Raw genomic sequence first — 21,020 nt, 5'->3', positions numbered from 1 at the left:
CTCTTACTCGCGACAAGGGGCGCCCGGTGCATCCGGCGGGGAGTGAACCGCACCGGGTGCGCCGAACGCCCCTCATCGTTAGACGGGTCGACTACTCGTCGTCGCCGCCCTCAACGACCGGTGCGAGCGAGAGCTTGCCGCGGTCATCAATCTTGGTGATCTCCACCTGGACCTTCTGGCCCACGGAGACAACGTCCTCGGCGTCAACCACGCGCTTGCCGCCGTTGAGCTTACGCATCTCGGAGATGTGCAGCAGGCCGTCCTTACCGGGGGTCAGCGAGATGAAGGCGCCGAAGTCGGTCACCTTCACCACGGTGCCCAGGTAGCGCTCGCCGACCTCGGGAACCTGCGGGTTCGCGATGGCGTTCACGGCGGCGCGGGCAGACTCGGCGGAGGGGCCGTCGGCTGCGCCGATGTACACGGTACCGTCGTCCTCGATGGAGATGTCGGCGCCGGTGTCCTCCTGAATCTGGTTGATCATCTTACCCTTGGGGCCGATGACCTCACCGATCTTGGCAACCGGAATCTTCACGGAGATAATGCGCGGTGCGTACTCGCTCATCTCGTCGGGTGCGTCGATGGCGCTGGTCAGCACATCCAGGATGTGCAGGCGAGCCTCGCGGGCCTGGGTCAGCGCACCGGCCAGCACGGAGGCGGGGATGCCGTCGAGCTTGGTGTCCAGCTGAATAGCGGTCACGAACTCGGAGGTACCCGCCACCTTGAAGTCCATGTCGCCCAGTGCGTCCTCGGCACCCAGGATGTCGGTCAGGGCGGCGTAACGGGTCTCGCCGTTCACCTCGTCGGACACCAGACCCATTGCGATACCCGCGACGGGTGCGCGCAGCGGCACACCGGCGTTCAGCAGGGACAGGGTCGAGGCGCAGACCGAACCCATGGAGGTCGAGCCGTTGGAGCCCAGAGCCTCAGAGACCTGACGGATTGCGTAGGGGAACTCTTCGCGCGAGGGCAGCACCGGGGTGATTGCACGCTCGGCCAGGGCGCCGTGACCGATTTCGCGGCGCTTGGGCGAACCCACACGGCCGGTCTCACCGGTGGAGTACGGCGGGAAGTTGTAGTGGTGGATGTAGCGCTTGGACTTGAGCGGGTGCAGGGAGTCCAGCTGCTGCTCCATCTTGAGCATGTTCAGGGTGGTGATACCCATAATCTGGGTCTCGCCACGCTCGAAGAGGGAGGAGCCGTGCACGCGGGGCAGGACCTCAACCTCGGCGGTGAGCTGACGGATATCGGTCAGGCCGCGGCCGTCGATGCGCACCTGATCGGTGAGGATGCGCTGGCGCACGATGTGCTTGGTCAGGGCGGCGAATGCCACGTCGACCTCGTCGTCGCGCTCTTCGAATTCCTTGCCCTCGCCGGTCAGAGCCTCCTTGAGGTCTTCCTTCAGCTCGGCTGCGGCGGCTTCGCGCTCCTGCTTGCCGGCGATGGAGTACACCTCGACCAGGCGGTCTGCGGCGAATTCCTTCACGGCTGCGTCCACGTCCTCGCCGTGGCCGCCGAAGAAGGGCAGCTCGAGGGCGGGCTTGCCGGCGCGGGCTGCCAGGTCGGACTGAGCCTTGCACAGGGCAGCGATGAAGGGCTTAGCAGCCTCCAGACCCTGAGCGACGACCTCTTCGGTGGGGGCGGTCTGGCCGTCCTCCTTGATGAGCTTCCAGGAGTTGTCGGTGGCCTCAGCCTCGACCATCATGATGGCCACGTCTTCGGTACCGTCGGCCTTGGTGACGATGCGACCGGCCACGGCCATATCGAACACGGCGTTCTCGAGCTGGGAGTACTTGGGGAAGCAGACCCACTGGCCGTCAATCAGGGCCACGCGCACGCCACCGATGGGGCCGCTGAAGGGCGCACCGGAGAGCGTGGTCGATGCCGAAGCCGCGTTAATCGCGAAGGTGTTGTAGATTTCGTCCGGGTTGTAGGTCAGGACGGTCACGACGACCTGCACCTCGTTGCGGATGCCCTTGGTGAAGGCGGGGCGCAGCGGGCGGTCAATCAGGCGGGCTGCCAGAATGGCCTCGGTGCTGGGGCGGCCTTCGCGGCGGAAGTAGGATGCCGGGATCTTGCCGGCTGCGTACATGCGCTCTTCCACGTCCACGGTCAGCGGGAAGAAGTCGAAGCCCTCGCGGGGAGACTTGCCGACCACGGTTGCGGAGAGCAGGGTGGTCTCGTCATCGATGGTGACGAGCACCGAGCCGTTAGCCTGCTTGGCGAGACGGCCGGTTTCAAAGCGCACGTGGCGCTTACCGTAAATGCCGTTGTCGATTTCGACTTCGGCAAACTGGATTTCGGGACCTTCCACGGTTCCTTCTTTCTCTTGGTCAGCCGGTGCGTAGCGCACGAGTCGGCCTTCGATAGGAAACCACGGCACCGCTCCCCCGCCGTCATCGCGCCGGTCGAATCCGGCGGTTCCGGGCAGAGTCCCGCACCGTTCGCTACGTGCTGAGGGGTGTTATTCCGTAATTCGCTACCGAGGACCGCGGCGTGTGCGCTCGCGGCTGGTTATCTGTCATGGTTGGTGGGGCGGGCCCCACCGGACGGTCCGGGCCGTCTGACCCGCGACCGGTTGGGGGTGAGCGCCCCCGAACGCGGCAGTACGGACGTGCTGACGCCCGCGCCTTACGAAGAAGGCGAGGAACAGCTACAGCACGTCCGCACGAACCGCCGCGGGGCGGTTAATCACCGCGTGAAGCGTCAAACGCTCCCGTTTTATCGGCGCAGGCCCAGGCGCTCGATCAGCGAACGGTAACGCTCGATGTCGACGCTCTTGAGGTAGCCGAGCATGTTGCGACGACGACCAACGAGGATCATCAGGCCGCGACGGGAGTGGTGATCGTGCTTGTGGAACTTCAGGTGCTCGGTCAGGTCGGAGATACGACGAGACAGAACTGCAATCTGAACCTCGGGCGAACCGGTGTCGCCCTCGTGGGTTGCGTATTCCTTGATGATTTCCTGCTTGATAGCGGGATCCAGTGCCACTTTTAACTCCTAGAGTTAGTACCGCATACGTCCCGTACGGACGGTTGCCGCCGGGTGGTGGGCTTGCGCCCTCAATACACGACGTCTGCTGCGGACTGCAGACGCGTTCTTTCCATTCTACGCTACCGGGACGCGTTCGCGGAAGAGCGCACAAAAGCCCGGCGGCAGGTAGCTCATCACACTACCGGCCGCCGGGCTTTCGAGGCGAACGTTCACACGGGCGCTACCCGGCAGCCGCTACCGCCGGGTGCCCGATGGGTTGAACGCCTACGCCGCGGCGCGAGCGCGCACCACCACGAGGCGGTAGTAGCCCAGCAGGAACAGGCACCAGATCGCGCCCATCACCAGCGCCAGCTGGGTGTCGGCGAAGAAGCCGAAGAGCACCACGATGAAGATCATGAAGGCCAGGGCCGCGTAGCTCAGCCACAGGGGCTGGCGCACCGGCTGCGCCTCGGTGTCCGCGCCGCTCCGCTTGAACGCGATGTGCGCCAGCAGAATCATGACCCACACGAAGACCGTGGCGAAGGTGGCCAGCGAGGCGACCACATCGAACGCGTTCTCGAAGAGCACATTCACAATCACGCCAACCGCCATGACCAGCACCATGAGCAGGGTGGTCATCCAGGGAGCACCGTTCTTCGTGACCTTCGCGAAGGATGCGGGGGCCAGCTTCTGCTTGGCCAGGCCGTACATCATGCGGCCGGCACCGTACACATCGGCGTTCAGGGCCGAGATGGCGGCGGTAATGATGACCACGTTCAGAATCGAAGCGGCCGCGGGGATGCCCAGGCCCTCAAAGATCTGCACGAACGGCGAGTTCTCCTTCGAGACCGAGTACCAGGGGTACAGGGACATGATGACCGAGAGAGTCAGCACGTAGAAGATGAGGATGCGGAACGGCACCGTGCGAATCGCCTTGGGAATCGAGGTGCGCGGATCCTTCGCCTCACCCGCGGCGATGCCGATGTTCTCGATACCGCCGAAGGCAAACATCACCACGGTGAAGCAGGCGAGGAAACCGGTAAAGCCGTTCGCGAAGAAGCCGCCGTCCAGGGCCCAGAGGTTCGTGACCGAGGGGCCGACTTCCTCGTGCGCCTGCACGCCCACGAAGAGCAGGGCGATGCCGCCGACAATCATGGCGATAATGGCGCTGACCTTCACGAGCGTAAACCAGAATTCTGCCTCGCCGAAGGCCTTGACTTTCGCCAGGTTAATGGCGAGCAGGATCAGCAGCACCGAGACAATCCAAATCCACGAGGGACTGTCCGGGAACCAGAACTTCATGTACACGGCGAAGGCGGTCACGTCCGCGACGGCCACCAGCGCCATCTCTAGGGCGTAGGTCCAGCCGGTCACGAAACCGGCCCAACGGCCCAGGTAGAGGGTCGCGTACTCAGAGAACGCGCCGGCGACCGGGTGTGCCAGGGCGAGCTCACCCATCGCACGCATCACCATGAACACCGCCGCGCCGCCGATGACGTAGGCCAGCAGTACGGAGGGGCCGGCCAGCTGAATCGCGGAGGCGGAACCGTAGAACAGGCCCGTGCCGATGGCCGAGCCGAGGGCGATGAACATAATGTGGCGCAGGGAGAGGCCTCGCGAGAGCTGTCCGCTCTCGGGGCTGCTCAGCGTTACCGATGCGTCCGGGGTCGGGTTGGTTTGTGCCATTTTCCTTTACCTCGTGGGGTTTGCCCGCTTGTGGCGGGTATGTCTTGCGTGTTACGTGCGGCGCCGGATCGACGTCGCGGTATTCACTCCCCATCGAGTGATGGGGCGTTGCGAGAAGGTGTCGCCTTCCGCACCTCGCCCCGTGCGTCACCGCCGCGGCCAAGAAGCCGGGCGGAACGCAAAAGACGGCGGGAAGGCAACGTTGCCTTTCCGCCGTCTTTTCGTCAAAGACTACTTCTGTCGCTTACGTCCAATGACGATAGAGCACAGAGCGGTTGCAGCAGTCACAGTGTAGACTGCAGGCCACGCGCCAAGCTTCTTGGCGAGCGGATGAGCGGCGCCGAACGCGCCGAGGTAGACAGCGGTGAGGAAGGTGGCACGGCCTGCGCCAGCCTTACGCTTCCAATTCTTGTAAGCCACGGCACCGCACAGTGCCAGGACAGCGCCACCGAGCGGGCGGATGCCGGTGCTAGATGCAACCTTGTAGCCACCGAGCAGACCGGTGACGGAGGCGAGAGTCGGGCAGAACTTCACGACATACTCCTCTGTGAGATCGGATAGTTTCCTCATTCATAGTACTCCACGACACACAGAATGTATATTCACCGCGGTTAATATTTCTGCATTTCTTACGGACCGGATACATCAGGTGCCTGATCGCAAAAAGACTGGGACGCAAAAGGACCGGTACAAAAGGACCGGGGCGCAAACCCGTCAGGTTCACGCCCCGGCACTTGCCGCATGCGAGCTCACATCGTGCCGCATGCTCTAGAGCTTTAGAGAGCCAGCTCCAGGTCCTCCAGCTCGGCCTCGGTCCACAGCTCGGCGGCCAGCTGCAGGGCGTAACGCGCCGAGCGGGGGGCCACAACATCCACGGAGAGGTGGAAGTCCTGATCGGCCTCCGGGCCGCACAGATCAGACACGCAACGCACCCCGATAAACGGGATCTCGTAGTTGTGGCAGACCTGCGCAATGGCGGTGGTCTCCATGTCGGTGCTGATGGCGCCCTCGAAGGCCTCGCGGGTGTCCTTCACGTTGTGGGCGGTCACGAAGGAGTTGCCCGCAAGCATCTGGCCGCGGCGCACCTCCCACGGGCTCTCAGCCTGCTCACGCACCGGCTCCAGTGCGGCGAGCGCATGCTCCAGAGCGTCCTGCCACTCATCCGCCTGGCCGTCGTAGCTTTCGGGCATGCCCGGAACCTGGCCGCGCGCGTAACCGAACGCAGTGGCGTCAGCGTCAGTGTAGGTGTAGTTCTCGCCAATCAGCACGTCGCCCACGTTAATGCCGCGCGCCAGGCCACCGGCGGTACCTGCGCTGATGACGCCCAGGCAGTTCGAGGAGTAGCTAATCGCCTCGGTCACGGCGCTCGCCGCATTCACCAGACCAATCTTCGAGCGAACCAGCAGCAGCGGAACCTGGTCCTCGCCCACCCGCAGGTAGCGCGGGTGGAACTGGGCGGCGCCCTCGGTGAAGGAGGGCTGCAGCTCCTCGGTCACCTTCAGGAATGGTGCGAGCTCCTCGTCCATAGCCACCTGAATGATGATGGCGTTGGACATGCCGTCCATCAGCTCAAACATGCTGTTGAACGCCTCAGCCGGGTCAAAGGCGTTCGGGTCAAAGTCCACCGGGTTGAAGGCGGATGCGAAAGCGTCAGGGATCTGTGCGCTCATTACGCCATCACCTGCGCCCACTCATCGCGTGCCGCGAGGAACTCGCGAGCCGCAGCCTGCGCACCCTCGAGGGTGTGGTTGGCGCCCCAACCGCACTGCACCTCGTTCGCCGCCGGAACCTCGGTCGCGTTGAGGATGTCGTTGAGGGTTGCCTCCAGAATCGGGAAGAACTCCTCGGGCTCCAGGCCCAGGGTCAGCGCGTAGAAGCCGGTCTGGCAACCCATCGGGGAGAAATCAATCAGGCGGTCGGTGTGGTTGCGCATGTGCTCGGCGCTCAGATGCTCGATGGAGTGCACGGTCGGCATCTCCAGGTGCGCGGTGTTCGGCTGGGTGAAGCGGATATCGTACTTGATGAGGGTGTCGCCACCGGGCAGCACCTTACGGTCGGCGATGCGCACGTAGGGGGCCTTAACGGCACGGTGGTCAAGGTTGAAGGATTCGACGTTCATTTTTTCCATGACTCTATCTTCTCTTAACTTTGCCGTTTCGCGTCCCCGGGCTCGCGAGGGGCTGAGAACGCTCAAGCACCGGGGCCATGCGGACACTAGGGCTCAGCGGGCGCCGGGGCCCTGCGGGTACGACAAACCCCGGCGGCAGGTACGAAACCTGCCGCCGGGGTTCAAGCGTTCTATGCGTGAGGTGCCGGATGCGACCCGCAGCCTACGCCTCGAGACTCTCCGCCTCGGGCTTCTTCTCGGAATCCTTTTCGCCCCGCACGGAACGCTCCGGCGGGCAGTAGGTCTTCGCATCCTCGGCCAGCACCTCGCGGGTCTTGGCCACGTCATCGTTAATCTGCTCGATCAGCGCCTCCACACCGGTGTAGGCCACCATGGGGCGAAGTCGCTTCACGAACTCGATGAGCACGTGCTGACCGTATAGGTTGAAGTCTTCCACGCGTTCCTCGGGGCGGTCAATCACGTGCGCCTCCACCTGGCGGTGCTCGATGCCGTCAAAGGTCGGGTTCGTACCCACCGAAATGGCGGAGGGGTGGCGGGTACCCGCCTCATCCACGAGCCAGCCGGCGTACACGCCATCCGCGGGCAGCAAGCCTCGCGCCTCAAAGTCCAGGTTCGCGGTCGGGAAGCCCAGCTCGCGGCCACGCGCCAGACCGTGCACGACCTCGCCGGCCATCATGTGATGGCGGCCCAGCAGCTCGGTCGCGGCCGGCATGTCGCCCTCCAGCAGCAGCTGACGGATGCGCGTCGAGGAGCAGCGGGTGTTCTCATCCACCATGAGGTCCTCCACGACCACGACCTCGAAGCCGTACTTCTCCCCCAGCTCACGCATCGTGTTCAGGTCGCCCGAGTTGTTGCGGCCAAAGCGCACGTCGTCACCAATCACCACGTAGCGGGCGTTGAGGCCGTCCACGAAGGTGGTCTTCACGAACTCCTCGGGGGTCTGCTGCGCAAACTCCAGGCTGTAGTGCAGCAGCAGGTAGTCCTCCAGGCCCAGCAGGCACATGTAATGGCGGCGAGCGCCCTGGCTCATGATATCGTGGTGGGCCACCTCGGGGCGGTGCACCTGAATGGGATGCGGGTCGAACGAGACCGCGATGGAGCGCAGACCGTGCTCCTCAGCGAGGGACACCACGCGTGAAATCACGCGGGCGTGCCCACGGTGCACGCCGTCAAAGTTGCCGATGGTCACGACCGAGGGGCCATAGCCGGCGGGGACGTCGCTCAAAGCGGTGTAGAGGGTCACGGGCTCTCCTGAAAAGTTAAATGTACCTCTCCATCCTAGACCACGGGCGGCAGGATGAAGAATTAGCGGGCACTCATCGCTAGAGAATGGAACGGGGGCTCGGCAAGCGCCCCGAAAAAGCCCGGGACGAGCCCCTCTCGGGGCCCTCCCGGGCGCATACGAGCCTACTTGCGGCCCTTGGCAGCCGCGGCGGGCTGGGTTCGGGATGCGTTAAGCATCTCCTGGCGGATTGCGTTGGACTTGTTGATCCAGCCGTACCACACCAGCAGGCAGGGCGGGATGACCAGCTCGGTCACCATCAGCACGATAAGAATCCAGTTCGGGGTGCCGAAGTTCACCCAGGACAGGATGCGGCCCACGCCGCCCAGGAACACCACCAGGCACGAGAAGGCCAGCATGTTCACCCACTTGAACTTCAGGGCGATGAACACGAAGGAGAGGCCCACACCCACGTAGGTCGAGGCGAAGAAGACGTAGTTCGACTGCACCGAGGAGTTAGCGAAATCGGTCGGGGCGTCGGGCACGGCCGACACACCGCCGAAGACCTGCCACAGGCCGTAGGCAATCATGAACAGGCCGTACAGGGCCACGGCCGCACGGAACGCCGCACGGTTCTGCGGCTTTGCCGCCTCCTCGATGCTCTGGGGACGGGCGAAAGCCTCGCGGGTCGCCTTCTTCTCGGCCTTCTTGTCTGCCTTCTTCTCGGCCTTGGAGGCGGTGGGCTTCGCGGAGGCCGAAGGGCTCACGCGCACGCCCTCGGGGGCCTTCGCCGCCGAAATATTGGTCTCCTGCTCGGCGGCACCGGCGGTGCCCTTCACCTGGGGAACCGGGGCGGTGTGCGGTTCGGCCTGCGAGGTCTTCTGCGCGGCCTCGCGCTCTGCGGCCTTTTCTGCGGCGGCCTTCGAGACGTTACGCTCGGAGGGCGTTAGGTTCTCGCTCATGTTCTCTCCTTGAGTTGGGCGCCCCACGCGGGGCGTCTGCGAGTGTTTGGCTGTGTGTAGGGGCCGGGCCCCGAGTGTGAGGGGTTCCCCGAGTGAGCGGGGAGGCGTCGAAAGGCGAGCTATCCGATAGGCGCTCTAGGATAAGTTTCCTAGTCGAAGGAGCGGTTCGCCTCAAAAACCAGCACCGGGGCGGCCTGCACCTTCCCGCGCTGCTTCTTGTTCTCCAGCAGGGCCACCAGGGTGCCGTCAGGGGCAAAACCCGCCACGATACCCTCGACGCTGGCGTGCTGAATCGCGCCCTGCTCGTCGGCGCTCGCGTGGGCGGAGCGCTTGACCACGGTGCCATCGCCGCTGGGGGCGATGCGCCGCCCGTAGGAGATATCGCTCGCCTCGGCTGCACTGAGCTCGCGGGCCCCGAAAATACGGCGGGCAGCCTCTTCCAGGGGTAGCAGGGACAGGTCCTCGAGGGGCCCCTCGGAGGCCTCGCGGCGCGCCGTCAGCTCGGCCAGGTCGGCCGCATCCTGCAGGTGCACCGCGCCCACGCGGGTTCGGCGCAGCGCAGTCAGGTGACCGCCAGTGCCCAGGGCCTTACCCAAATCACGGGCCAGGGCACGAATATAGGTGCCCGAAGAGCACGAAACCGTCACCTTGCAGTCAATCACGGGAACCGAGGTTGCCGCGTGCTCCCCCTCGGGGTCCTCGACGACGTACTCGGCGAAACCGGCAGTTACGGAATGTACCGTGAACTCGCTGATGGTCACCAGGCGGGCGGGAAGCTCAACCTCCTCGCCGCCGCGCACACGCGCGTAGGAACGCACCCCGTTGATCTTGATGGCGGACACCGCGGAGGGAACCTGCATAATCTCGCCGGTTAGAGCTCGCACTGCCTCACCGATGCGCTCTCGCGCACCATCCGCCAGTTGCAGGCCCTCACCCAGCAACGCCTGCACCGCCCGGGGGTGGGCGGCGGTGTGCTCGCCCTCGGCGTCCTCGGTCAGCGTCTCGATGCCCAGGCGAATCGTGGCGTCGTAGGTCTTGTCCTGGCCCACCAGGTAGGTCAGCAGCTTCGTCGCCTTGTTCACGCCCAGAATCAACACACCGGTCGCGGCCGGATCCAGGGTACCGGCGTGGCCGACCCGTCGGGTTCCGGCGATGCGGCGCATCCGCGAAACCACGTCGTGGCTGCTCATCCCGGCGGGCTTATCGATAACCATCAGGCCCGAGGGGCCCTGGGGCTGCTTCTTGGCCACTTAGGCGTCCTCGTCCGCTTCGTCCTCGTCCTTCTTGTAGGGGTCGGCGTCGCCGGCGTACTGCGCGCCCTCGGCGGCGGCGGCCAGCTTGGCGTCGCGCTCGCGGGTCTCGCGCAGCAGGGACTCAATGTGGAAGGCGTTCTCGGGCACCTCGTCGGCCACGAAGGTCAGGGTCGGGGTCAGGCGCGCGGTGATGTTCTTACCCACCTCCGAGCGCAGAATACCCTTAGCCGATTCGAGGGCCTTCTTGGTGTTGGCGGCGTCCTCTTCGGAGCCGAGCACCGTGTAGTAAATGGTTGCGTGCTGCAGGTCGTTGGTCACGCGGGCATCGGTGACGGTCACGAAACCGAGGCGGGGGTCCTTCACTCGGCGCTCGAGGGCCTTCGCCACGATGACCTTGATGCGGTCTGCAAGTCGTGCCGCGCGGGCTGCGTCAGCCATGTGTTTCTCCTTGTCTGCGGTTGATGGGGCCGCCCGGGCCCCGGTTGGTTCCGGTTGGTTCCGGTGGATTTCGAAGCGGGGTGGGCGGTCGCCTCGAGATGTCGGTATCTCGAGGAGGGAATTCTAGATACAAAAATTCTATGGGTTGGGGCAGGATGCGGAAAGCGCCCGCCCCCGCTCCCCCGCTCGCGGGCCTCCGGTCACGGAACCGGGTACCTGCGGGCGGGGTGCGGGTCACGGGCGCATCAGCATGGGAGCCTTAGACGCGCGGCTTCTCGCGCATCTCCCAGGTCTCGATAATGTCGCCTTCCTTGATGTCGTTGAAGGAGCCGAGGCCAATACCGCACTCGAAGCCTTCGCGCACCTCGGTGGCGTCGTCCTTGAAGCGACGCAGCGACTCGATGGTGAGGTTGTCTGCCACCACGGAGCCGTCGCGCACCAGGCGTGCCTTGGCGTTGCGCTTGATGATGCCGTTCTTGACGATCGAACCTGCGATGTTGCCCCACTTGGAGGAGCGGAAGACCTCGCGGATCTCTGCCGAGCCGAGCTCGACCTCCTCGTATTCGGGCTTGAGCATACCCTTGACGGCCTGCTCGATGTCTTCGATCGCACGGTAGATGACCGAGTAGAACTTCATCTCGACACCCTCGCGGTCGGCCAGCTCGGCCACGCGCTCTGCCGGGCGGACGTTGAAGCCGATGATGACCGCGTTGTCCACGGTAGCCAGGTTCACGTCATTCTGGGTAATAGCACCCACACCGCGGTGGATGACGCGCAGCTGAACCTCGTCGCCACCGGCGTCGATCTTCATCAGGGACTCTTCCAGTGCTTCCACGGCACCGGAGACGTCACCCTTGATGATCAGGTTCAGGGTATCCATCTTGCCCTCGGCCACGGCGGCGTCGAAGGACTCCAGGGTGACGCGCTTGCGACGCTTAGCCAGCTGGGCGTTACGGTCGGCTGCCTCACGCTTCTCAGCGATCTGGCGGGCGGTGCGCTCTTCCTCGGTGGAGAGGAAGGTGTCACCTGCGCGCGGCACGGTGGACAGACCCAGCACCTGCACGGGGCGGGAGGGGCCGGCTTCCTTCACAGCCTGGCCGTTCTCGTCGAACATTGCACGGACGCGGCCGTGTGCCACACCGGCAACAATGGCGTCGCCAACGCGCAGGGTACCGGACTGAACCAGGACGGTGGAAACCGCACCGCGGCCCTTGTCCAGGTTGGCCTCGATGGCCACGCCGCGGGCTTCCTTGTTCGGGTTAGCGGTCAGCTCGAGCACGTCGGCGGTCAGGGTGACCGCCTCCAGCAGCTCGTCGATGTTGGTGCCGTTGCGTGCGGAGACGTCCACGAACATGGTGTCGCCACCGTACTCTTCGGGGATCAGACCGTACTCGGTCAGCTGGCCGCGAATCTTATCCGGGGAGGCGCCTTCCTTATCGATCTTGTTCACGGCCACCACGATCGGCACGTTAGCTGCCTGGGCGTGGTTCAGTGCCTCAACGGTCTGGGGCATCACGCCGTCATCCGCTGCGACCACGAGGATGGCCACGTCGGTGACCTTCGCACCGCGGGCACGCATAGCGGTGAACGCCTCGTGACCGGGGGTATCGATGAAGGTGATGGCGCGGTCTTCGCCCTCGACGGTGGTGTGGACCTGGTACGCACCGATGTGCTGGGTAATGCCGCCGGCCTCACCCTCGATAACGTTGGTGTGGCGGATGGCGTCCAGCAGGCGGGTCTTACCGTGGTCGACGTGACCCATGACGGTCACGACCGGGGGACGAACCTCCAGAACGTCCTCGCCCTCAGCCTCAAGCTCTGCCTCGAGGTTGATGTCGAAGGACTCGAGCAGCTCGCGCTCCTCGTCCTCGGGGGACACAATCTTGATGACGTAACCCAGCTCGGCGCCCAGCAGCTCGAAGGTGTCCTCGTCGAGGGACTGAGTCTGGGTAGCCATCTCGCCCAGGTGGAAGAGCACCGTAATCAGCGAGGCCGGGTTTGCGCCAATCTTCTCGGCGAAGTCCATGATGGAGGCGCCGCGACGCAGACGAATCTCGGTCGAGCCGTCGCCGCGAGGAACAACCACGCCACCGGGTGCCGGTGCGTTCAGCTGTTCCTGCTCGTGGCGGCGAGCTGCCTTCGATTTGCGGCCCTTACGCTTGGAGCCGCCGCGACCGAATGCGCCCTGGGCGTTGCCGCGGCCGCCGGGGCCGGGACGGCCCGGACCGCGGTTGAAGCCGCCGTTACCGCGACGTGCGCCGCCGCCGTTACCGCCACCGTTGTTAGAGCCGGATGCGCCGCCACCAACGTTGGATACCTTCGGCATCATCGAGGGGTTCGGGCGTGCACCACCGGAGGAACGCTGTGCACCGGGACGTGCGCCACCGGCGGGACGGGGACCGCCGTTACCACCGGGACGTGCGCCACCGGCGGGACGGGGACCGCCGTTACCACCGGGACGTGCGCCGCCCGCGGGACGGGGGCCACCGTTACCACCGGGACGACCGTTACGTGCCGGGCGGGGACCGCCTGAACGCTGGGAGTCGCCACCATTGCGCTTCATGCCCTGCTGGGGTGCGAAGGGGTTGTTACCGGGGCGCGGGCCGGGCTTGGGGCCGGGCTTCGGAGCGGCAGGCTTGGGTGCTGCCGGCTTCGGAGCGGCCTCGGGGCGGGCCATACCCTGCTGCGGGGCAAAGGGGTTGTTGCCGGGGCGGGGGCCACCGGGCTTGGGTGCTGCAGACTTTGCGGCCGGCTTCGGAGCGGCCGGCTTGGCGCCGGGCTTCGCTGCGGGCTTGGGGGCCGACTGTGCGGCTGCAGGCTTGGGTGCTGCCGGCTTTGCGGCGGCGGGCTTCGCGGCCGGCTTGGGAGCCGGCTTAGCTGCCTTGGCCTCTGCCGCGGGAGCGGACTGCTTGGCGGGGTACTCCGCGCGCAGCTTCTTCAGCACCATGGGGTTCAGGGTGGAGGAGGAGCTCTTAACGAACTCGCCCATCTCCTTGAGCTTGGCGATAACTTCCTTGGAAGGTACGCCTACCTCTTTAGCAAACTCGTGTACTCGAGGCTGAGCCAAATTTTCTCCTATCCCGGTCCGCACCGGGATAGGTGCGGACTCTAATGTGTACGGGGTGCGCGCCGAGGGGCACGCCAATTCGTGAAGTTACCGGTGGGTGAGCACGGGAAGGTACTCATTTCGCGGCACTCATTAGATATCCATCAGTTTTCTGACTCGCTTTCAGATAAGAAGTCGTCAAACTCGTTGACTAACAGGGGCTATACGGTGCCGGGTGCGGCTTCTGGCGAGGACTCGCGCGCCGTCAGGACGGCTCGAATCTGCTCGCAGCAGGCCTTCAACGCGGCGGCGGGTACCGCCCTCTTGAAGGCGCGGGCCAGGCCGTTCTTCTTCTCAAGAGCGGCCACGCACGCTTCGCTCGGGTGAATCCAAGCGCCTCGCCCGGGCATCGTTCCCGCGGTATCGGGTAGATATCGCGGGGTGCCGGCCTCATCGGAGGCGGGCTGAACGCTCACGATGCGCAGCAGATTTCGCCGTTCATCGCGAGTGCGGCACCCAACGCAGGTGCGAATCGGGGGTTCCGGCTGAGCGGAGGCGTCGCTGGGGACCGGTTGGGTCACGGCTCTGCCCTCCTTATGTTCTGTCGGAGCCCGATACGATGCGCGTTTAATGCCTGGGCCGGAGCGAATCCAGGGCGCGCGAGAGCGTCCGGTGTGTTCCGGCACATCTTAATAGTGTATCCCGTTTTTGATTTTTGTGGGTAAAAATGTGAGGTAGGCGCAGGGCGCGGGGTCTCCCCCGGCGCCCTGTGCCTACCTCCCCTCCGCGGTTTACGCGGACGGATGCTAGTCTGCCTTACTCGGCGTCGGCGGCCGCCTCAACGGCTGCTGCCTCTGCCTCTTCACCGGCCTGCTCGGCGGCGGCTTCCTCGGCGAGGCTACGTGCCACGCGCGCGGCGACCTCCTCCTCGGCACGCACCTGGGCGTACTTCGATTCGGAGAGAATGTCGATGCGCCAGCCGGTCAGCTTCGCGGCCAGGCGGGCGTTCTGACCCTCGCGACCGATGGCCAGGGATAGCTGGTCATCCGGCACCACGGCGCGGGCGGAGTACTCGCGCGGGTTCGCGATGATTACCTCGGTGACCTTGGCCGGGGACAGCGCCGCAGCAATGAAGGTTGCCGGGTCGGTCGAGTAGTCAACAATGTCGATCTTCTCGTCGTTCAGCTCGGCGGCCACGGCGCGCACGCGGGCGCCCATATCGCCGATGCAGGCGCCCTTAGCGTTGATGGTCGGGTTCTTTGCCGAAACGGCAATCTTCGAGCGGTGGCCGGCCTCGCGGGCGATGGAGTTAATGGTGACCAGGCCCTCGGAAATCTCGGGGACCTCGTGCTCGAACAGGCGAAGCACCAGGTTCGGGTGCGAACGGGAAATCACGATCGAGGGGCCCTTGGGGCCGCGGCGTGCCTCCACCAGGTAGGCGCGCAGGCGGGTGCCGTGCGGGTACTTCTCGCCGGGAACCTGCTCGTTACCGGGCAGAACGGCCTCGACGGTGCCCAGGTCGACCTGGACCATGCGGGGGTTGTTGCCCTGCTGAACCACGCCGGACACCAGGGTGCCCTCGCGGTCCTTGAACTCGCCCAGCACGGAGGCGTCCTCGGCGTCGCGCAGACGCTGGGACAGCACCTGGCGCACGGTGGCGGCAGCGATACGGCCAAAGTTGTTCGGGGTGTCGTCGAACTCGTCAATCTTCTGGTTGTTCTCATCGAGCTCCGGGGCGAGAATCACGAACTCGCCGGTGGTGCGGTCGATGACGGCACGCGAACCCTTGATGGCGCCGGGCTGCTTCAGGTACGCGAGCAGCAGGGCGTTCTCAACCAGGGTGAAGAGCTCCTCCATGACGAGAGAGCGCTGCTTCGCCAATGCGCGCAGTGCGCCCAGGTCAATAGTTTTAATATCCTCCACGCTTTTCAGCCTTTCCCAGTTAGCACGGCGCCGGGACGCTCTCCGCGCCCCGGCTCCCGAACGGTATATACCCGGCACGGAACAGCCCGTGCCTAGAGCTTTAGTGTCTCTATTCTACCGGTTCAACCGGAGAATTGAAGTCAATTTCGACATGCGCAGAACCGATATTTTCCCACGCAACCAAAGCCGGTTCGTGGTACGACTCCTTCTGCCCCTTCTTGGTGTTCTTCTTACGCGCCAGGACCGGGCCCTCGTCCTGCACCTCGAGGAGGCGGGCCAGGTACTCGGTGCCGTCGGGTGCGGTGACTGCAACCAGGCGGGTGCGGGCGCGCTCCCAGTGGCGGCGCTCCTTCAGCGGGCGGGTTGCGCCCGGCGAGGAGACCTCCAGCTCGTAGGGGAAGAACTCGTCGTTCGCATCCGCACGATCGAGAGCACCCGAAATCGCACCGGAAATCTCCGCGAGGGAATCCAGCGACAGCGAATCGGTACGTTCGGCGGTGTAGTCCACCGTAATCTTCACGGTGCGGTTGGCGGCCGGGCCCGAAATCTTCAGGCCCTCCAGCACGAGCGAGAACTCCTCGAGGACGGGGGCAATCGCCTCGGCGACCTCCTCCTCGCGGATCGCGCGGGTGCCCACGCGTACCGGCGCCTCCACCACGGGCTCACGCTCGGCGCGGGTGCGCGAGGTGTTCACACCGTTCGCGGCGCGGGATGCTGCGCGGCGAGCGCGCGCATTGGGGGCGCTCTTCTTGGTTCCGGAACGCTTCGGCTTGTACGCCACGGTTATTCTCCCTTGACCTCTGCGATGACCTCGGCCACCGCGTTCTCAGCGGACACCTCGCGAGCCTCGCCGCTACGGCGGTCCTTCAGCTCGAGCACGCCGTCCTTGAAGCCGCGGCCAATCACCAGGATGGTCGGAACGCCCAGCAACTCGGCGTCGCCGAACTTCACGCCGGGGCTGGTCTTGGGGCGGTCGTCCAGCAGAACCTGCACGCCGGCGGCCTCGAGGGAGGCGCTCAGCTCGTCGGCGTAGGAGTGAGAAGCCTCATCCTTGCCGGTGACGACGATGTGCACGTCGGCCGGGGCCAGGTTGCGCGGCCAGATCAGGCCCTTCTCGTCGTGGTTGCCCTCGGCGACGGCACCCAGCGCGCGGGTCACGCCCACGCCGTAGGAGCCCATGGTCACGGTCTGCAGCTTGCCGTTCTGGTCCAGAACCTTCAGGCCCAGGGACTCTGCGTACTTGCGGCCCAGCTGGAAGATGTGACCCATCTCGATACCGCGGGCTGCCACCAGCTCGCCGGAGCCGTCCGGTGCCGGGTCACCCTCGCGCACCTCGCAGGCCTCCAGCACGCCGTCGGCGGTGAAGTCGCGGCCGAAGACCAGGTTCACCACGTGCTTGTCCTCTTCGTTAGCGCCGGTCACCCAGCGGGTACCGCGTACCACGCGCGGGTCCACGAAGAAGGGGATGCCGGTTGCGGAAGCTACGGCGGCCTCGTCCTCGGAGTGCGCGCCAAGCAGGGGCGCATCCAGGCTCAGTCCGGGGCCAACGTAGCCCTTGACCAGCTGCGGGTAGGCCTTCAGGTCCTCCTCGCTGGCCGTCTCAACCTCGACCTCGCCGCCGATGCCCAGCAGCGCGCCGATGTTGACCTCGACGCGGCCCAGGTCCACGGAGCGGTCGCCGGGAACGCCCACGGCGAAGACCTTGCGCTCGCCGGAGGGGGTGATGACGGTGCCGAGGAAGCACTTGAGGGTCTGGGAGGCTTCCAGGGTGCCCTCGAGCTTCTCGGAGTGCAGCTCGTTCATGCGCTCGACGAGAGTCTCGATGGTTGCGGAATCGGGGGTATCCACGACGATTGCCGCCGGGGTGGACTCGGTAATCTCGATTTCCTCGGGCACCACGGTGGTCACGGCCTCGACGTTTGCCGCGTAGCCGCCGGCCGAACGCACGAAGGTGTCCTCACCGATGGGGGTCGGGTGCAGGAACTCCTCGCTGCGGGAGCCGCCCATCGCACCGGACTGTGCGGTCACGATGACGATCTCCAGGCCCAGGCGCTTGAAGATGCGCTGGTATGCGGCGCGGTGAGCCATGTACGCCTCGTTCAGGCCCTCGTCGTCGATGTTGAAGGAGTAGGAGTCCTTCATGACGAACTCGCGGCCGCGCAGCAGGCCGGCACGGGGGCGCGCCTCGTCGCGGTACTTGGTCTGAATCTGGTACAGGTAGACCGGCAGGTCCTTGTAGGAGGAGTACAGGTCCTTGACCAGCAGGGTGAACATTTCCTCGTGGGTGGGGGCCAGCAGCATGTCGGCGCCCTTGCGGTCCTTGAGGCGGAAGAGGTTATCGCCGTACTCATCCCAGCGGTTCGTGGCCTCGTAGGGCTCGCGGGGCAGCAGCGCGGGGAAGTGCACCTCCTGCGCGCCGATGGCATCCATCTCTTCGCGAATGATGTTCTCGACCTTGCGCAGTACCTTCAGGCCCAGGGGCAGCCAGGTGTACACGCCGGGAGCGGCTCGGCGAATGTAACCGGCGCGAACCAGCAGCTTGTGGCTGGCGACCTCGGCATCTACGGGATCCTCGCGCAGGGTGCGCACGAAGAGATTGGAAAGGCGAAGTACCACGATTCTCCTTGAAAAGGTCGGTAGGTGAAGTCTGGGTGCCTCTCGCGCGGGCGGCACGCCCGCCGGAGGGCACAGTCGTCTTTAATTCTATAGCGTTTTCGTAAAGCCCGGGAACGGCGGCGCGGTGCCCCGCAACCGTCCGAGCGGCTAATTCTCAAAGATGATGGTCGAGAACCGACCAATCGGCACCCAACCGGTGCCGCTGTACAGGGCCACCGCCGCCGCGTTGTAGTCGTTCACGTAGAGACTCAGGTGCCTGTAGCGGCGCTGCAGCACCCGCGAGGCCGCCGCGAAGAAGGGCTTTGCCAGGCCCAGGCCGCGGTAGTCCGGGTGCATCCACACGCCCTGCACCTGCGCGGTGTCCAGGCTCGCGATGCCCGCATCCGCCTTAAAAATCACGCGGCCGGAGGCGTCCGTCACGATTGCGCACCGCTTCGCGCGAATCAGCCCGTGCAGGCGGGCGCGGTAGCCGTCACCGTAGCGGGCAATCGGGTCGAAGCCCACCTCCTCGGTGAACATGGCGGCCGCCGCGACTAGCAGCCGCTCCTCATCCTCCACGGTGGCCAGGCGCGCGTAGCCGACGCTCTCGACCGGGCGGTCAAGCTCCAGCGGATCCTGCGGGGGCGGCAGGTTCTCCGGCAGGGAGGGCAGGGGCGCCTCGTAGAGGGCAGAGAGGTCCTCCTCCGGGGGCAGGTAGAGTAGCGGTTGCACGGGCCGTTCCGAAAGCACGCGCGTGCGCGGATCGTAGACATCGCTCAGGCTCGGCTGAATCAGGTGTAGCAGCGGAACGCTCGAGGAAGGCTTCTCCGTCTCCTCCGCCATCTGCTGCATCCGCTCCCACAGGGGCATCACGTAATCGCTCTCGCCAAAAATCGAGTCCGTGCGCGCCCCCACCTGCAACAGCAGCTGGGCCAGGGCGTCACGGTGTAGCGCGCCGATGCTCCCCTCCTCGGCGCAATCACCGCCTCCGGGAACCTCCTCGTAGGCGCAGCACAGGCGCACCGGCACCACGTTCGAGCCCAGCAGCACCACGCAGCACAGCGTGTCGCCGCGGGCGCACCCCACGAACCCCTGGTAGTGCTGCAGGGGGATGGGCGGAGCCGACTTGGGCAGCGGAACGGCCGCGTAGTGCTCGATGGGGTACAGGTTCGGAATCGGGTCCCCGAAGAGAATCTCCTCCAGGCCGTCGCGCCAGTGCGTATCCAGGACGAACACCTGGTGTTTCAAGGGGTCGTGCGGCTCGGGAATGGGAGGGGCCTCCTGTGTGTGCCGCGGCCTGCGGCGGAAGGGAGAGCGGGAGAAAAAATGAGTGAACATGAACGGATAACGGGTGAGAGTGAGCGGATACACGCGCCCAAAAGCGCGTACTCCAAGAATACGCTGTCGCCGCCGGGCAAAGCACCTTCGGCGACCTGGTTTCTTCCACGGGGACGAAGAAATCAGCCGGGATGAAGAAAAACAGCGAAGGCGCCCTCGCGTGGAGGACGCCTTCGCGTGCATGAATTTTATGGGTTGGGGGCTAACCGATTAGCTCACCGAAACGGCCGGGGAACCCTCGGGAACGTACTCGCCCGAAGCTTCCATCTCGGCGGCGATGCGGGTTGCCTCCTCAATCAGAGTCTCAACGATCTGGTCCTCGGGTACGGTCTTGATGACCTCGCCCTTCACGAAAATCTGGCCCTTACCGTTACCGGAGGCCACGCCCAGGTCGGCCTCGCGAGCCTCACCCGGACCGTTCACCACGCAACCCATCACGGCCACGCGCAGCGGAACCTTCATGTGCTCCAGGCCCTTGGTCACGTTCTCGGCCAGCTCCCACACGTTCACCTGCGCACGACCGCAGGAGGGGCAGGACACGATGTCCAGCTTGCGGGGGCGAAGGTTCAGCGACTCCAGAATCTTCGAGCCCACCTTCACCTCCTCCACCGGAGGGGCGGAGAGGGACACGCGAATCGTGTCGCCGATGCCCTCGGACAGCAGAATACCGAACGCAACCGAGCTCTTAATGGTGCCCTGGAACGCCGGACCGGCCTCGGTCACGCCCAGGTGCAGCGGCCAGTCGCCGCGCTCAGCCAGCTGGCGGTACGCCTCCACCATCACGACGGGGTCGTTGTGCTTCACGGAAATCTTGAAGTCGTGGAAGCCGTGCTCCTCGAAGAGCGAAGCCTCCCACACGGCGGACTCCACCAGGGCTTCCGGGGTGGCCTTGCCGTACTTCTCCAGCAGACGCTTATCCAGCGAACCGGCGTTCACGCCGATGCGCAGAGAAGTGCCGTGGTCCGAAGCCATCTGCGCGATTTCCTTGACCTGGTCGTCAAACTTACGGATGTTGCCCGGGTTCACGCGCACGGCACCGCAGCCAGCCTGAATAGCGGCGTACACGTACTTCGGCTGGAAGTGGATGTCGGCAATCACCGGGATGCGGGACTGCTTGGCGATGATGGGCAGAGCCTCGGCGTCCTTATCGGTCGGGCAGGCCACACGCACGATATCGCAGCCGGCAGCGGTCAGCTCCGCAATCTGCTGCAGGGTCGCGCCAATGTCGTGGGTCTTCGTGGTCGTCATCGACTGCACGGAAATCGGAGATTCAGAGCCAACACCCACGGAGCCCACCTTGAACTGGCGGGTTTTACGGCGCGGCGACAGAACCGCGGGAGCGGGCTTCGGCATACCAAGGCTGACCGACAAGGTTTTCCTCCATACATGAGTTGTGAAAGACGGTTATGCGTCTTTCTTTCAGCTTTTTATTGTGCCACTGACGCGAAAGAAACCACTA

General features: G+C 65.2%; 17 protein-coding genes. All 17 read right to left on the bottom strand.

What is annotated here, in order from left to right:
- Positions 1-91 precede the first annotated feature (91 nt).
- On the bottom strand, positions 92-2,311 hold the full coding sequence (locus tag AC3E6W_RS06775) for a polyribonucleotide nucleotidyltransferase (RefSeq protein ID WP_049344386.1): 2,220 nt from the start codon (positions 2,309-2,311) through the stop codon (positions 92-94).
- Positions 2,312-2,718: 407 nt separating this feature from the next.
- Complete coding sequence (rpsO, locus tag AC3E6W_RS06770) at positions 2,719-2,988, bottom strand: 30S ribosomal protein S15 (protein WP_049332781.1); 270 nt, start codon at positions 2,986-2,988, stop codon at positions 2,719-2,721.
- A gap of 267 nt (positions 2,989-3,255) precedes the next feature.
- Positions 3,256-4,656 carry an amino acid permease gene (locus AC3E6W_RS06765; RefSeq protein ID WP_490652676.1) on the bottom strand — a complete coding sequence of 467 codons (1,401 nt, stop codon included), beginning with the start codon at positions 4,654-4,656 and terminating at the stop codon, positions 3,256-3,258.
- 231 nt (positions 4,657-4,887) lie between these two features.
- Positions 4,888-5,226 (bottom strand): hypothetical protein, encoded by a 339-nt coding sequence (locus AC3E6W_RS06760; RefSeq protein WP_049341701.1) that lies wholly within the window; start codon positions 5,224-5,226, stop codon positions 4,888-4,890.
- A 206-nt stretch (positions 5,227-5,432) separates the two neighbouring features.
- A complete protein-coding gene (gene mtnN / locus AC3E6W_RS06755; protein WP_490652675.1) occupies positions 5,433-6,326 on the bottom strand; it encodes a 5'-methylthioadenosine/S-adenosylhomocysteine nucleosidase in 894 nt (297 codons plus the stop codon).
- Positions 6,326-6,784, bottom strand: coding sequence for an S-ribosylhomocysteine lyase (locus AC3E6W_RS06750; RefSeq protein WP_049332787.1), 459 nt, complete (start codon positions 6,782-6,784; stop codon positions 6,326-6,328). Before AC3E6W_RS06750 ends, mtnN begins: the two co-directional genes overlap by 1 nt.
- 202 nt (positions 6,785-6,986) lie before the next feature.
- Entirely contained in the window at positions 6,987-8,027 is a 1,041-nt protein-coding gene (locus AC3E6W_RS06745; RefSeq protein WP_296543689.1) for a bifunctional riboflavin kinase/FAD synthetase, read from the bottom strand.
- 164 nt (positions 8,028-8,191) lie between these two features.
- Positions 8,192-8,968 (bottom strand): DUF4345 domain-containing protein, encoded by a 777-nt coding sequence (locus AC3E6W_RS06740; RefSeq protein ID WP_490646375.1) that lies wholly within the window; start codon positions 8,966-8,968, stop codon positions 8,192-8,194.
- 149 nt (positions 8,969-9,117) lie between these two features.
- Positions 9,118-10,218 (bottom strand): tRNA pseudouridine(55) synthase TruB, encoded by a 1,101-nt coding sequence (truB, locus tag AC3E6W_RS06735; RefSeq protein WP_490652672.1) that lies wholly within the window; start codon positions 10,216-10,218, stop codon positions 9,118-9,120.
- A complete protein-coding gene (gene rbfA / locus AC3E6W_RS06730) occupies positions 10,219-10,659 on the bottom strand; it encodes a 30S ribosome-binding factor RbfA (protein ID WP_049332795.1) in 441 nt (146 codons plus the stop codon).
- Positions 10,660-10,918: 259 nt separating this feature from the next.
- Entirely contained in the window at positions 10,919-13,726 is a 2,808-nt protein-coding gene (infB, locus tag AC3E6W_RS06725) for a translation initiation factor IF-2 (protein WP_490652671.1), read from the bottom strand.
- A gap of 200 nt (positions 13,727-13,926) precedes the next feature.
- Positions 13,927-14,286, bottom strand: a complete 360-nt coding sequence (locus AC3E6W_RS06720; RefSeq protein WP_049332798.1) for a YlxR family protein — start codon at positions 14,284-14,286, stop codon at positions 13,927-13,929.
- Positions 14,287-14,521: 235 nt separating this feature from the next.
- Positions 14,522-15,628, bottom strand: coding sequence for a transcription termination factor NusA (gene nusA, locus AC3E6W_RS06715; protein ID WP_049332800.1), 1,107 nt, complete (start codon positions 15,626-15,628; stop codon positions 14,522-14,524).
- A 109-nt stretch (positions 15,629-15,737) separates the two neighbouring features.
- The gene (gene rimP / locus AC3E6W_RS06710) at positions 15,738-16,409 is read right to left on the bottom strand and encodes a ribosome maturation factor RimP (protein ID WP_314082201.1); all 672 of its coding nucleotides are present in this window, start codon (positions 16,407-16,409) and stop codon (positions 15,738-15,740) included.
- A gap of 2 nt (positions 16,410-16,411) precedes the next feature.
- Positions 16,412-18,244: a proline--tRNA ligase gene (locus AC3E6W_RS06705; RefSeq protein ID WP_490652670.1), complete on the bottom strand. Its 1,833-nt coding sequence runs from the start codon at positions 18,242-18,244 to the stop codon at positions 16,412-16,414.
- Positions 18,245-18,391: 147 nt separating this feature from the next.
- On the bottom strand, positions 18,392-19,459 hold the full coding sequence (locus AC3E6W_RS06700) for a GNAT family N-acetyltransferase (protein ID WP_490652669.1): 1,068 nt from the start codon (positions 19,457-19,459) through the stop codon (positions 18,392-18,394).
- 312 nt (positions 19,460-19,771) lie between these two features.
- A complete protein-coding gene (ispG, locus tag AC3E6W_RS06695) occupies positions 19,772-20,914 on the bottom strand; it encodes a flavodoxin-dependent (E)-4-hydroxy-3-methylbut-2-enyl-diphosphate synthase (protein WP_049332807.1) in 1,143 nt (380 codons plus the stop codon).
- Between the last annotated feature and the right edge of the window lie 106 nt (positions 20,915-21,020).

This window comes from Rothia sp. SCPM-O-B-18226 (M350), assembly GCF_058213595.1.
Note: the sequence above shows the minus strand (reverse complement) of the source record. Positions and strands in the feature narration are given on the sequence as shown.